A 14,119-nucleotide genomic window follows, 5' to 3' on the forward strand; every position below is an offset into this window, starting at 1 on the left:
CCTTTTGTTGTCCTGGCTCATTTGTATCTGGCTCGTTTGTATCATCACCGCGCTTTGTTGCTAATGCCATTGCGTGATCACAAAACCAACAACGGTGTAATGAAACCTATCGAGAACCGGTAGGTATCATCATTGGCCAGTCCGAATTTCGTTTGTGCGTAGCTGGTATAGCGATATATTCTGCCGACCATGTTCAGAAAAATTTTCAGGTCATATTTATCAAAGGGATATACCTCGATAGCGGGCACGTATCCCCAGGCGGTGCGTAGTTTTTTATCTTTATTGGGGTCGGGGTTGCCGTTCCAGTAGGCAAAATCCACGAATCCGGTGGCCGTCAGGTGCACTATTCTGCTGAGGCGGAAATCTGCTCTCAGCCAGTGGCTCATGTAGGTGACGCCTTGTGCCGCTTTCATATTGGGTATCCAGTTGGAAACGAGAAACTTGCGGTCCAGGTTTTCCAGGCTGAGCTTAAAATCATAGTCCAGTTTGAAGTTGGGTAGTATCAGCGAGTTACCGAGAGCGATATAATTCATGTACTGGTGGGTGGCTTCTTTAAAGATGCTGTAAGACCAGATGGTGGTCACTTTCCCGTCGAACAGGTGTCCGCGCCAGTTGATCACGGCAGCAAAAGGAAATTTGCTTTCATAGATGCCCGGAACAGAATCGTATAGTTCTTTAAAAGTTTTGGTGCGGCTGTTGAGCAGCTGAAAGGTAAATTCATGGTTGTTATTCGGGAGGTATCCCACGCCGGCGCCGGACAGGAAGTTGTCCGAGTTCTCGATGATATCTGAGTATTCGTAGATCTGGATGGGGTTATCGTCAAATTCCACCCCGCCCCAGTCGGCGCAGAGTTTACCGGCATATATTTTCCAGTGTTCGTTGGGATCGAACCGCAGGTAGGCCAGGTCTGTGGAGCGGCTGAGGTTATCTACCGACTGGGTTTCCGGATTACGGGTGTAGCGGTCACGGAAGCGGAAGTAGAGTTTGTCGAGCACTTTGCCTTTTATTTCCAGCCGGAACTGTTCATTGACAAAGCGGGAGCCTGTATAGGTGCCTTTATCGAATTCATTGCGGAAAGCGTAGCGCATATTGGCGATGATGTCTACATTGTTTAACAGGGGCGCTTTGCTGATGGGGATGAGAGGCTTATAGAGCGTATCTTTCTTTGATTCCTGGTGCTGTGCCGTTGCAGCAAGCGGAAACAACATCATGCAGGCTACCAGCCAATTGCGGATATGCATAAAGGTTAAGTTTGGGAGTTAAAGAAAAAATATGGTCGTCTATAACAGGATGCCGGCCAGAAAGAACCCGGCGGCAACGGATACGGCTACACTGACAATCCCCGGGATCATAAAGCTATGGTTGACCAGGTATTTCCCGATATGGGTACTACCGGTGCGGTCAAAGTTAATGGCAGCCAGCAGGGTCGGATAACCTGGCAGCACAAAATCCCCGTTAACAGCAGGGAACATGGCCACCATGTGCGCCGGCAGAATACCGAGGGACAATCCCAGCGGCATCAGCGCTTTGGTGGTGGCAGCCTGGCTGAAAAGTAAAATGCTCAGTATAAACAGGGCGATGGCGAACGTCCAGGGGGCCGCCCTGACCATATTGCCCAATGTGCTTTCAATAATGCCGGTATTGGTTTGCATGAAGGTGGCGCTCATCCATACCACGCCGAAGATAGACACTACCGCCTGGGCGCCGGAGTTAAACAGGCTGGCTTTGGCCACCGCAGCAGCAGTGGTACGGCAAAGCAGCATAATGGCAGCAGCGGCGGCCAGCATCACCAGCTCTATGACCGCAGCCATTTTTATATGTCCGGTGGCGTCTACCGCCATATTACTTTTCCCTTCTCCAAAGGAAGGCAGCATATTGGGGAAAGCCCCTACCAGCACAATCAGCAGTACCGCCAGCCCGAATATCAGCACCGATAGTCTGGCGCCCGGCAACAGGGGCGTTTTGCTCTCCTGGACATCTGTCGCTATACTGGCCGCAAACTCCGGATCTTTCATTTTCTCCAGAAATACCGGATCTTTCTCCAGCTCCTTGCCTTTCTTCCAGCATACCACCACGCCGGCCAGCGTTCCCAGGATAGTGGCCGGGATACATACCCGCAGTATGTCGAGCAGCGCTATTTTTCCGCTGAGGATAGTCAGCAATGCTGCGGTGGCAGCCGAAATAGGACTGGCCGTAATCGCCAGATGCGAAGAGATCACCGAAATACTCAACGCACGCTCCGGCCTTATTTTTTTCTTGGTGGATACTTCCGCAATAATCGGCAACAGAGAATAAGTGATATGGGCCGTGCCGGCAAAAAGAGTGAAAAAATACGTCACCAGCGGCCCCAGCAAAACGATCAGGGAAGGTTTGCTCCGCAATATTTTCTCTGCCAGCCGCACCAGATAATCCATCCCCCCGGCCGCCTGCAGGGTGGCGGCGGTGGTTACCACCGCCAGAATGATCAGCATTACATCTATCGGCGGATCGGCCGGCCGCATGCGGAAAATAAAGATATACACCGCTAACGCCACCATGCCCATCACCCCAAGACCAATGCCTTTCATACGGGCTCCCACCAGGATAGCGGCGAGTAATATTGCGAACTCTAACCAGATCATACAAAATAATATGTACTGCTGAAGATAATCAATATCAATAGAAAATTATAGCATATGACTGTACACTATTTCATCGCCTTCCTGCGGCATAAACCTGCAACACCTGTTATGTCCGGCGATATAATGAATGACAATGAATGACAATGAATAATTATGAATGATTATGGTTATGCTTATCGCTATTCCTTACAATGGTTATTATGGTTACCACGGCTACTACAAATACTACGACGAATACAACGAATACTATAGTTACTACGACTACTACGGCTATTGTGCCTACTGACTATTGTGGTTACATAGCCGGTGCCACACCAAGGCGCAGCACCAGCCTTTATTGTAAGCCCTGATGGAGGGCACTTCTTCCAATTGATCCGGCTGTTCTATATTATTCGCACAAATCTTCAAAATATCACAGTCGAACGCATTTTATTCACAAAAAAATCAGGCGTCATTAACGGTTGATGAACTGTGGCCTGATCATATTGTCGAACGTAAAAATCTCGTCCCATTTCTCCTGGGTAATGAGCTTCTTTTCCTTCACGGCGATATCATGCACCGACTTTCCGGTTTCCAGCGCCTCACGGGCTATACTGGCGGATTTTTCATACCCCAGTATAGGATTTAGCTGCGTCACGATACCGATGCTGTTCATCACCATCTGTTTGGTATGTTCTGCATTGGCGGTAATGCCCAGGATACATTTCTCCCGCAGGGTACGGCACGCATTGCCCATATAGGTGATCGCGGTAAACAATGAGAAAGATATCACCGGCTCCATCACGTTCAGCTGCAGCTGACCGGCTTCCGCGGCCATTGTCACGGTCAGATCGGCGCCGATAACATAATAGGCTGTCTGGTTCACCACCTCAGGGATCACCGGGTTCACCTTGCCAGGCATAATGGAAGATCCCGGCTGCATCGGCGGCAGGTTGATTTCGTTGAGGCCTGCCCGTGGTCCGGACGATAACAAACGCAGGTCATTACAGATCTTCGACACCTTCACGGCTGTACGTTTCAGCACACCGGAAAGCTGTACATAAGCACCCGTATCATTGGTGGCTTCAATCAGGTTCTCTGCCAGCTTCAGGTCCAGCCCGGTTACTTCACACAGGTACTGGGTCACCAGCTCTGCATACCCTTCCGGCGCATTCACCCGCGTACCAATAGCGGTAGCACCCATATTAATTTCCGCAATCAGCCGCTTGCTGCTGTCTACCCGGGAAAGCTCTTCCTTCAGATTGATGGCAAAGGCATGAAACTCATCACCAAGGCTCATCGGCACGGCATCCTGCAACTGGGTGCGGCCCATTTTCAATACATTCTGGAACTCCTTACCCTTGGTATCAAAAGCATCGGCCAGCTTGCCCAGCTCTTCTTTATAAGCGGTCAGCTTCAGAATAAGGGCTATACGAAAAGCAGTGGGATAAGCGTCGTTGGTGGACTGTGAGCAGTTCACATGGTTGTTGGGGTGACAAAATTCGTACTCCCCTTTCTGTTTGCCCATCATCTCCAGGGCCACATTGGCAATTACCTCATTGGCGTTCATATTCACGGAAGTACCCGCCCCGCCCTGTATCAGGTCACTCAGAAACTGGTTGTCAAACTCCCCGCTGATCACACGGTCACTGGCCTTAATAATATATTCTGCGATATTTTTGTCCAGTACTCCCAGGTCCCGATTGGCCATAGCAGCCGCCTTTTTCACATAACCCAGGCTCTTTACGAAGATGGGCTCCACCTTCAGCGGAATACCGGTGATATGAAAATTCTCCAGCGCACGAAGGGTCTGAATCCCATAATACACATCCTGGGGTATTTCTTTCTCTCCCAGGAAATCGTGTTCTATTCTCTTGGACATAAAATTTATTTTAGGGCCGGAAGTTAAACGCTTTTAGAACAACATAATACTCATAATTGTTGTAGTTTCATCTAAAGAATTTTCATTACACTGTTGTTCTATTCGTAAATCATAATTGCCAATTCGTAAATTCTCATGATGTTTCGCATTTCACTGGTTTCTTTTCTATTTTTATTTTTTACGGGAAATGTCCTCTGTGCCCAACACCTGGCGCCACATTTTGATCCCCGGGAATACCATGAACTGCTGGACCTCACTTCCCTGCAACGCGATACTTCCCTGGAGCAAAGCAATGCCAAAGCGCCCGGAAATTTCCGCATCGTATACCGCTCACCGGAAGTAGGCCTTAAAAACCGATGGGACCTTTGGATCAACCGCAGCCGCAGCCTCGGCGTGATCTCCATCAGAGGCACCAACGGCACCTCCACCTCCTGGCTGGAAAATTTCTACGCAGGCATGATCAGCGCCAAAGGCACCCTGCAGCTTAATGACAGTACCACGTTCAACTATAAACTGGCCGATGACGACAAAGCGTTTGTTCATGCCGGCTGGCTGCTGGGCCTCGCCGCTATGGCACCCGGCATGGTACAACAAATCAACCGGTACTATCAGGAAGGCATACACGAATTTATCATCTTCGGACATAGCCAGGGCGGCGCTATCGCCTTTCTGGCACGCTCTTACTTTCAATACCTCGACGGCCTGCCGAAAGACATCGTCTTTAAAACCTATTGCAGCGCGGCGCCTAAGCCGGGCAACCTGTTCTATGCGTATGATTATGACTATATCACCCGCGACGGCTGGGGAATACGGATCGTGAACGGGCGTGACTGGGTCCCGGAGGTGCCGTTCTCCATCCAGACACCGACAGATTTTAATACCATCAACCCTTTTGCCAATATCAAAAAAGCTTTCCGGCAACAAAAATTTCCGGTGCGCGTGGCCCTGTCCTATATATACGGGCGCCTCAACCGGCCTGCCAGACGAGCCAGCCGGCGCTTTCAGCGGGTACTGGGCAAAATGGCGTACGGCCGCGTGAAAAAAGCAGTGCCGGAATATAACCGCCCTGTCTTCGTCAACAGCCACAATTATACCCCGGCAGGTACGCCTGTCATCTTATATCCGGTGAAAGGATACGATGAAAAATTTCCATTTGATGGTAAAAATATTTTCGTGCACCACTCGCTCAATGCCTACCGCTGGCTGCTCGAACATGTTTACCCCACCAGTGAGCGCTAGTCGTTGCCGGCCTTGTCGCCGGTGAACCAGTGTTCTTTTTCTTTAAACAACACGTTGAAAGTTGTGAGCGATCCATAAATACGGGTGATGTACTGTTGCAGGTTGATCTTCTCTTCGTCGGTCAACACTTTATGGCTGTTGATGTTCTGCTCAAGCACACGTAAACGGTCGCGTAACATCACGATCTTATGGAAAAACGTCTCGATCGGCAGTTCCTTGGCTTTCAGGGAAGCATCGCCCGGCTGCAGCACCATGGTGCCGTTCTTCCAGCGGTCGCCCAATGGCACCACTTCCGTAACGCCGCCCCATAAACGAAGTATCTTCAGTAAAGAAGTTTCCACGTCGGACGCCGTTTCCACTTCAGCGGTCTGGTTCTCAGCGACCAGCACCTCAAACAGCGGATCTGTTTTGTCGATCATTTTGATGCCGTGGTCCATAAAAGTGACCTTGTACTGTGCATATTTAACGCCTACAATAACGCCCGGACCAAAATGCGCGTGTTGTACCCTTGATCCCACGCCCAGTGTCAGTTCTTCCATGTGTGATAGTTTTAGTACCAAACTTAGTGTTTTCAGACAAAAGATTATTCCCTTTTAAGGATCTTTTCAAGGATGCCCACCGCCTTTGTCAGCTCCCTGTTGTTCAGCGAAGCAAATCCAAACCGGATAGCGTTCACTGGTTTCGTGCCGTAACCGTACTGTTCTCCGTTGCTCATGCTGAGCCCCATGGAAGCGGCCTTTGCGGCCACCTGTGCCAGCGGGTACCTTTTGTGAAAAGTAAGCCAGGTGGCCATGCCGCCGGCAGGTTCGGTAAACTGTACCTTGTCGCCCAGGCGGCTTTGCAGTAGTTGCGACAGATGGTCACGGCGCTCATGGTACAGCTTATTCGACTTCTTCAGGTGCCTGTCGATAGTACCGTCGCCCAACAGGGCGGCGAGTGTTTCTTCCGCCAGGTTATCCCCCTGGAGGTCCATCAGTTTGCGCAGCCGTGCCATTTCATCGAGGAACGGCGCCGGCGCCACGAGGAAGCCGCTGCGGATGGAAAGTCCCAGCAGCTTGGTGAAAGAGCCGATATAGATCACATTGCCGCCGTGGTCACCGGCTGCCAGCGGCAGTATGGGCGCAGAGCTGTAGTGGTAGTCGTAATCGTAATCATCTTCCAGGACGGCCAGCCGATGGGTACGGATAATGTCCAACAGTCTCATTCTGCGTTCGGCACTGAGTGTCACGGTGGTAGGATGATGATGGTGCGGTATCACATACAGCATCTTTACTTTGTGGGTGCGGCACAGTTGCCCTACCGCTTCCACATCAATGCCGTCCGCATCTACCGGCACGCGCAACAAGCGGGCGCCCAGCTGTTCGAAACACAGGTCTGCATAAAAATAATTGGGGCTTCCCACGATCACATAATCACCTTTTTTCAGGACCATGGCCGCTGTCAGATAGATGGCCATCTGCGCACCGCGTGTGGTCATGAGGTTGCTGGTAGACAAGGTAAGCCCCCTGGTATGGGTCAGATAACGGGCCAGTTGCAGCCGCAGGTGCTGGCTTCCCATCGCAGAGCCGTAGGTGAGCCGTTGATGGTAACGGGGCCGGCGGATCAGGGCGCGGCTCTCTTTCATCCACGCTTCCAGCGGAGCTTCCCGCATGTCCGCAAAACCATCGTTGATGATCAGGTGGCCCGCCGGCGCCAGGTCATGGCGTGCAGTGACCACAAAAGGAATACTATTGAAAGAAAACGTAGGCCCGTAACCGTAGGGAGATACCGGCGCCTGGAAAGAGCGGGGTTTAATGTCCGGCAGGTTGGTGGCCACCATCATGCCTTTACGGGGAATGGAAATGGCCCAGTCCTGGCTCACCAGCTCGTCATAAGCCGCCACAACGGTCTTCCGGTGCAGCCCTAACTGTAACGCCAGTACGCGGCTGCCAGGCAATAACGACCCCGGCTTCAATATGCCCTCCCGTATCAGGCTGGCAAAGCGGTTGGCTATCTGCTGATAGACCGGCTGCCGCGCCTCCCGGTCAATATTGATCAATGTTTTATATGGTAGCACCTGGACTATCTGTCGATTTAAATCTGGACTACTTCAATAGTCCAGTGCAAAGCTAATTTTACTGCATCAATTATGCAAAAACAATCATGATGAAAGAAAGATTTTTCATGCAGGAGGTGCAGCCGGAAGCGTTCAAAGCCATGATGGCCATGGAAAAATATACCACCACTACCAATATTTCGCCGCTGCACCGCGAAATGATCAAAGTAAGGGCATCCCAGCTGAATGGCTGTGCCTATTGCCTCGACAAGCACGCAGCCGATGCGCGTAAGTCGGGAGAAACGGAACAACGCCTGTTGCTGCTCAGCGTATGGCGTGAATCACCACAGTTCACCGAAGAAGAAAGGACCATACTGGCGATGACGGAAGAAGTGACGTTTATCAGTCAGCAGGGCCTGACAGCGGAGACTTACAACAAGGCGCTGGCCTGCTTCGGGCTGGAAACCACAGCGCAGCTGCTGATGCACATTATCTGTATTAATGCCTGGAACCGTATTGGCATAGCCACACACCGCGTACCGGGCCAACATTATCCAACTACCGCAAAATGAGAATTGTAAAAACCGCCACTACCGATGCCGAGATACAGGCCTGCAGCGAAGTAATCCTGACGTTGCGCCCGCATGTAAAACCGGAAAGGCTGCTGCCGCAGATACGGGAAATGCAGCAGGAAGGGTATCACCTGCTGTACCTGCCTGCAGATGATGATCTTTCCAAAGTGGCCGCTATTGCCGGCTATCGTCATAAACACAATCTCCATACCGGCCGCTTTATCTATATCGACGATCTGGCCACCCACCCGTCGTTGCGTGCACAGGGATATGCCAGCCTGCTGTTGTACCATATCCGGGAAATTGCGCGGGAAGAAGGGCTTGCTGTTGTGCAACTGGATTCGGGGCATAACCTGTGGCCGGCCCACCGCCTGTATCATCAACAGGGTTTTTATATCTCCGCCCATCATTTCACCCAGATGATTTAGCTATCGGGTTATTGGATTATTTAGTCATGTAGCGGGCCTGCTCAATATCAAAATATTAAAATAACCCAATGGCCAAATAAAAAAGCAGCGAAGACAATCGTCTCCGCTGCTTAAAAACATCACAACAAAAAAACTACTCCTTTACCTTATTCAGGAAAAATGATAGCTTGAACAATAGTTCATCCGATAGGCCTGCTCTCAGTTTAGCCTCATCGTCAGTGATACCCAGGCGGCGCAGCCGCTGATAGTAGACGTAAGAACCGCCGATGAGCTCCAGGCATTCTTGTATTTTACGTTGCACCTCTGCCTCTTTGGTGCGTTTTTCATATTCTTTTTTAGTCAGTATTTTATCCACAAAGTAGAAGTTGTCTTTGTCTTCCACCCATTTATTACCTTCGCGATGTTGTGGCTTATATACTTCAAGATAACAATTATCCAGCTTTAAAACATCACCAAATTCTGCGCGTATATCGATAACCGTTGGTTTTTCCGCTGAAGGGTTGGCCAGCCTCTTTTTGATGTGGTTGCTGATTTCCACGCCCAGCTCGTCACTGCTCATCAGGATCTGGTTCAGTTCGGAAAATTCCAGGCCGATGGTAATACGGGTGTATCCCCTGCCGCTTTTGATCTTGCCAAAGAGGCTGGGAGTGGTATGTTCATCAAAGATGATGTCTTCCACCTGCACCTTGGTGATGGTCTTATAATCCGGCTTGTAGCCTTCTTCCGCCGGCGTAGGGCGTTTGTTGACCAATCGCGCTGTTTCCTGGCGGCGGCTGTGCTGGATATAATCATCGATGAAACGCAGCTCATGTTTTTTCAGCTTGGCATACAACTCATGATGAGAGTAGTTGTTCATCTTGCTCAGCAAGGCAAGGTCATTCCAGCTGTGGAAGTGCTGCATTTTCTTCAGTTCTTCCAGGATGTCTGATGCCGACATGTTGCGGCGGTAATATAATTCCCCTATCAGAAAGAGGGCATATTCCTGTGCCGGATAGCCCAGTTCGGGCAATACGTCATAAGGGCTACGCTTCTGGTCACGCGCCTGCTCCAGCAGCTCTACGTCTGACATCACCGGGGCCAGCAGGTACTTACGGGCTGCCGACCGCAGTTTCTTGCTCACATAATCCAACAGCTGGTCACTCACCTGGCTGTGATGTACAAAGTCATGCAGAATCTGTACAAAGCGGCGCGAGGTAGGTAATCCAAACTGTGTGAGAATATCATTTTCCAGGTCCAGCACCTCCTCTTTCGCAGGCTCCTCTTTGCCAGGTTTTACCTTCTGCTCCATCTGCTGGTAACGCTGATAATACTCCTGTAACTTCAATTTAAGCTGATCCATAATATATATACTATTAATTATTAAACTAGTTCACGTTCGATAGCGCATTTTCAGGGGGAATTGTCATTTTTTCATCGTTTCATCACCCGGGCTAACATATCTTTCCCCTGTGGTCAGGAAATCACCTGCAATCAGGGAATTCCGTGAGGCCATCAACCAGGCATACTGCTGATTCTCAATAAATTAATAAAATGGGAATTATAATGGGAAGTGCGCAAAGATACGTTTTTTGATGTAGTGTGCAAAGCCTCAAAACGCCTTCTGGCGCGGATTACATTAGTATATAATAACAAGCATAGGAGGGATAAAATGTAGTGCAATGATTATCATATCACTCCCTCTTTTTTCGTGATATATAACTTTCTGAAAAAAATTTTTGAAAAGTATTTGGAATTTAAAAAAGCTTTGTGTTATCTTTGCACTCCCAACAACGAAAGAAACACACGTTGGACGGGACAAAACGGTGGTTGTAGCTCAGTTGGTTAGAGCATCAGATTGTGGTTCTGAGGGTCGGGGGTTCGAGACCCCTCATCCACCCGAAAATGAAAAAGGCTTCCTACATGGAAGCCTTTTTTCGTTTACCTCTGTTTCATTTTTGATTGAGAAATTCAATCAGGGGAAAGTATCTTCGCAACATTGTAAATAACATTCCGACTCAATGAATTATCTGATCATAATTTCCTGCCTGGTACCCGTTGTTACTGCCCTGCTGGGCTGGTTCATTCACCGCCTCGCAGTCCATACCTTCTTTACCAGTATTCTTCCTAAACGCCAGCAAGCCCTGGCACAGCAACTGGGCGCTTTCGCAGGACAGCAGCTTTCCTTCGGCATTATCAAATCCAAACTGACAGATCCGGAAAAAATAAAAAATATCATCCCGCTGGTGGAAGCACATCTCGATACCTTCCTTCGGGAGAAACTACCTAAAGCCATGCCGGTACTCTCCATGTTCATCGGCGACAGCATCGTGAACCAGATCAAATCACACCTCGTAGCAGAACTCGACACCCTGTTTCCGATAATGATCAATCAGTATCTTGACAATGTGGAGAAAGATCTGAATATCGAAAAGATGGTAGCTGATAAAGTAGCCGGCATTTCTGCGGAACAACTGCAACAAATCAGTAAGCAACTGTTAGGTAATGGCATTCAGCAGTTCACATTGCTGGGCGCCCTCACCGGCTTCATTTGCGGCCTTGTGGCGGTAATACTCCTCTGCATTTTTTAATCGTCCTGTCAGCGGCGCTTCGGGAAGAGGCGCCGCGTACTGTTAACTACTGTTAACCGGAAAGCTTTGTTAACTACTGTTAAGACCTTCTACGGGCCTTTTTTTTGATTTCCTGCGGAAAAAATTCCATTCATCACAATATCCGACCATTCACCACTGGCCACCGATACATTTGCTGAAATCTGACCAAGCGTGCAGGTAAAAAACAGCAGGATGAAAAAACGGTACATCGTACTCGCCGGCATTTTAATGTGGCAGGTACAGTCCTTCGCCCAGGCACCGGCAAACGGAAGACCAGCGGCAACACAAAACGGACAAGGCGCAAAAGCAAGGCCCGACATGCCTCAGATAGGCAGGCTTTACGGAAAACTGATAGATGCTTCCAGCGGGAAACCTATCCCCTACGCTTCCGTAGCCCTGTTACGGCAACGCGACTCCTCGGTGGTGACCGGCATGCTGACGAAACCCAACGGGGAATTTAACCTGGAAAGCCTGCCCTTCGGCCCTTTTATTGTACGCATCAACTTCATGGGCTATACCAGTCTTCAGAAAAAAGTGGCCATCACCTCGCAAACTACAGAACAGGACCTGGGCAACATTAAAATGCAGCCCAACGTAAAAACACTGCAAGGCGTAGAAGTAACCGGCCAGAAAAGCGCTTTCACCATGGGCATCGACAAAAAGGTGTTCAACGTGGAACGTAACCTCACCAGCGTTGGCGGCACCGCTACAGACGTTTTGAAAAACATCCCTTCCGTAAATGTGGACCTGGACGGCAACGTCAGCGTACGCAATGCGGCGCCCAATATTTTTGTAGACGGCAAACCCTCTACCCTTACCCTCGATCAGATACCCGCTGACGCGATAGAAAGCGTGGAACTGATCACCAACCCCTCCGCACGTTATGATGCGGAAGGCATGTCCGGCATCCTCAATATCATCCTGAAGAAAAACCGCAAAGCCGGCTTCAATGGCTCGGTACAGGCAGGTATCGGCACCGGCAACAAATACAACGGTGGCGGCAACATCAATATCCGTCAGGGTAAATTCAATGTGTTCGCCAACTATAATATCAACGCTAACAGGACCTGGGGCGATGGCACCACCTCCCGCAGCAACTTCAGAAGTGGCGGCGTGGCAGATACCAGCTATCTCCTGCAAAACAGCAACAGCACCAGCAAACCGCTGTTCCAGTTTGGCCGCTTCGGCGCCGATTACCAGATCGATAACCGTAACACCATCTCGCTGTCACAGAACATCGTAGCGGGCAACTTCAAAAACAATGAAGACCTCCTCAGCACGTTCTCCGACGGCCATCACAGCATCACCGGCCTCAGCGACCGAAAAAACAACAATCAGTTCAACTTCCGCAATTACACCACAGCACTGGGTTTCAAGCATACCTATGCTAAACCCAACAAGGAATGGACAGCTGACTTCAACTACAACAGAAGTTCCAATAACCGCGATGGTGACTACATCACCCAGGCCATGAACGCACAGGGCGTTCCCCTCGGACAGGCACTGACACAAACCAATACCACCGCCGGTAAAACCACTTTCATCACCATTCAGACAGATTATACCAACCCGGTAGGCAAAAACGGAAAACTGGAAGCCGGCGCGAAAGTCACGCTGCGCGACTATACCAGCGATTACCAGGTGCTCGACAAAGATACCCTCAGCAATAACTTCATACCGAACACGATGCTCTCTACCGCCTACAAATACAACGAAGAGATTTATGCCGGTTACGCGAACTTCTCCAACACCGTGGGCAACTTCGGGTACCAGGCCGGTCTGCGGGTAGAGCAATATGTATACGCCGGAGAAAACAAAGGCGTGGAATACAAGCCCACTAAAGCAGTCCCGGGCTTCTTCCCGAGCGTGTATCTCTCGCAGAAACTTAAACATGAACAGGAACTACAGCTCAATTATTCCCGTCGCGTTAACCGGCCTAACTTCTTCCAGCTGATACCTTACCGCGATTACAGCGATCCGCAGAACCAGCGGGAAGGCAATCCCAACCTGAAACCGGAATACATCAACAGCCTGGAGTTTTCCTACGCTAAAAACTGGAAAAATGCCAACCTGCTGGGAAGCATTTACTTCCGGAACGTCAACAATATGATCTCCACCATCAGCACGCCTATTGGCGCAGACACGCTGCTGACGCAGTTTATCAACGCCAACAGGAGCAATTCCTACGGTGCTGAGATCACGGTAAAAAACCAGATCATCAAAGGCTGGGACCTTACCTCCAACCTGAACCTGTATCAGACAGACATGAAGGTGAACAGCAACGGTCAGAACTTTAACAACAGCGGTTTCAGCTGGCTGGCGAAAATCAATTCAGAGACCAAACTGCCTGCCAATTTCACATTACAGGTAACCGGCTCCTATCAGGCGCCTACCATTGCCTTGCCGTCTTCCGGCGGCGGTGGTGGCGGTGGCGGCCGCGGCGGCGGAGGTGGCGGCTTCATGATGATCCCCACTTCTTCACAGGGCACGATCAAAGGCTTCAGCACCGTGGACGTGGCCGTTCGTAAGGACTTCCTTAAAAACAAAGCGGCTTCGCTCACCCTTAGCCTCTCAGATGTTTTCAATACCCGTCAGTATGAGCTGAACCAGGCCACGCCGGCTTTCGCGCAGGACTATATCCGCAAGCGTGAGTCCCGCATCCTGAAACTTAACTTCAGCTACCGTTTCGGCAAGTTTGACACTTCGCTGTTCAAAAAGAAAAAACAGAATAACAACAACGACATGCAGATGGGCGATCCCATGCAAAGTTTTTAG

12 protein-coding genes and 1 tRNA gene are annotated in these 14,119 nt (G+C 50.1%); 7 read left to right on the forward strand and 6 right to left on the reverse strand.

Annotation, left to right across the window (positions count from 1 at the left end; translation table 11 throughout):
• Positions 1 to 77: 77 nt before the first annotated feature.
• Together HGH92_RS02665 and HGH92_RS02670 are read right to left on the reverse strand one after the other, a co-directional pair.
• On the reverse strand, positions 78 to 1,241 hold the full coding sequence (locus HGH92_RS02665) for a porin (protein WP_168869212.1): 1,164 nt from the start codon (positions 1,239 to 1,241) through the stop codon (positions 78 to 80).
• A gap of 39 nt (positions 1,242 to 1,280) precedes the next feature.
• Entirely contained in the window at positions 1,281 to 2,621 is a 1,341-nt protein-coding gene (locus HGH92_RS02670; protein ID WP_168869213.1) for an anaerobic C4-dicarboxylate transporter family protein, read from the reverse strand.
• Between the two features lie 163 nt (positions 2,622 to 2,784).
• On the opposite strand from HGH92_RS02670, the gene HGH92_RS33995 reads away from it, so the two are divergent.
• On the forward strand, positions 2,785 to 2,907 hold the full coding sequence (locus HGH92_RS33995; protein WP_262888717.1) for a hypothetical protein: 123 nt from the start codon (positions 2,785 to 2,787) through the stop codon (positions 2,905 to 2,907).
• A gap of 168 nt (positions 2,908 to 3,075) precedes the next feature.
• On the opposite strand, the gene aspA is transcribed toward HGH92_RS33995, so the two are convergent.
• On the reverse strand, positions 3,076 to 4,482 hold the full coding sequence (aspA, locus tag HGH92_RS02675; protein WP_168869214.1) for an aspartate ammonia-lyase: 1,407 nt from the start codon (positions 4,480 to 4,482) through the stop codon (positions 3,076 to 3,078).
• A 135-nt stretch (positions 4,483 to 4,617) separates the two neighbouring features.
• On the opposite strand from aspA, the gene HGH92_RS02680 reads away from it, so the two are divergent.
• Positions 4,618 to 5,721, forward strand: coding sequence for a lipase family protein (locus tag HGH92_RS02680; protein ID WP_168869215.1), 1,104 nt, complete (start codon positions 4,618 to 4,620; stop codon positions 5,719 to 5,721).
• Here HGH92_RS02680 and HGH92_RS02685 read toward each other — a convergent pair.
• Both HGH92_RS02685 and HGH92_RS02690 read right to left on the reverse strand, forming a co-directional pair.
• Positions 5,718 to 6,260, reverse strand: coding sequence for a hypothetical protein (locus tag HGH92_RS02685; protein WP_168869216.1), 543 nt, complete (start codon positions 6,258 to 6,260; stop codon positions 5,718 to 5,720). The two genes, HGH92_RS02680 and HGH92_RS02685, sit on opposite strands and share 4 nt — an antisense overlap.
• A gap of 44 nt (positions 6,261 to 6,304) precedes the next feature.
• Positions 6,305 to 7,777, reverse strand: coding sequence for a PLP-dependent aminotransferase family protein (locus HGH92_RS02690; RefSeq protein WP_168869217.1), 1,473 nt, complete (start codon positions 7,775 to 7,777; stop codon positions 6,305 to 6,307).
• Positions 7,778 to 7,863: 86 nt separating this feature from the next.
• Here HGH92_RS02690 and HGH92_RS02695 point away from each other — a divergent pair, with 86 nt between their 5' ends.
• Both HGH92_RS02695 and HGH92_RS02700 read left to right on the forward strand, forming a co-directional pair.
• The gene (locus HGH92_RS02695) at positions 7,864 to 8,328 is read left to right on the forward strand and encodes a carboxymuconolactone decarboxylase family protein (RefSeq protein WP_247654815.1); all 465 of its coding nucleotides are present in this window, start codon (positions 7,864 to 7,866) and stop codon (positions 8,326 to 8,328) included.
• Positions 8,325 to 8,756 (forward strand): GNAT family N-acetyltransferase, encoded by a 432-nt coding sequence (locus tag HGH92_RS02700; protein WP_168869218.1) that lies wholly within the window; start codon positions 8,325 to 8,327, stop codon positions 8,754 to 8,756. Before HGH92_RS02695 ends, HGH92_RS02700 begins: the two co-directional genes overlap by 4 nt.
• A 133-nt stretch (positions 8,757 to 8,889) precedes the next feature.
• Here the strand turns inward: HGH92_RS02700 and HGH92_RS02705 are convergent, their stop codons facing one another.
• Positions 8,890 to 10,095, reverse strand: a complete 1,206-nt coding sequence (locus HGH92_RS02705) for a hypothetical protein (protein WP_168869219.1) — start codon at positions 10,093 to 10,095, stop codon at positions 8,890 to 8,892.
• A gap of 463 nt (positions 10,096 to 10,558) precedes the next feature.
• Here HGH92_RS02705 and HGH92_RS02710 point away from each other — a divergent pair.
• The 3 genes from HGH92_RS02710 (at position 10,559) to HGH92_RS02720 (ending at position 14,119) form a co-directional block, all read left to right on the forward strand.
• Positions 10,559 to 10,632 (forward strand) — tRNA-His (locus HGH92_RS02710).
• 121 nt (positions 10,633 to 10,753) lie between these two features.
• A complete protein-coding gene (locus HGH92_RS02715) occupies positions 10,754 to 11,323 on the forward strand; it encodes a DUF445 domain-containing protein (protein ID WP_168869220.1) in 570 nt (189 codons plus the stop codon).
• A 213-nt stretch (positions 11,324 to 11,536) separates the two neighbouring features.
• Complete coding sequence (locus HGH92_RS02720) at positions 11,537 to 14,119, forward strand: outer membrane beta-barrel family protein (RefSeq protein WP_168869221.1); 2,583 nt, start codon at positions 11,537 to 11,539, stop codon at positions 14,117 to 14,119.

This window comes from Chitinophaga varians (assembly GCF_012641275.1).
Taxonomy (GTDB): Bacteria; Bacteroidota; Bacteroidia; order Chitinophagales; family Chitinophagaceae; genus Chitinophaga; species Chitinophaga varians_A.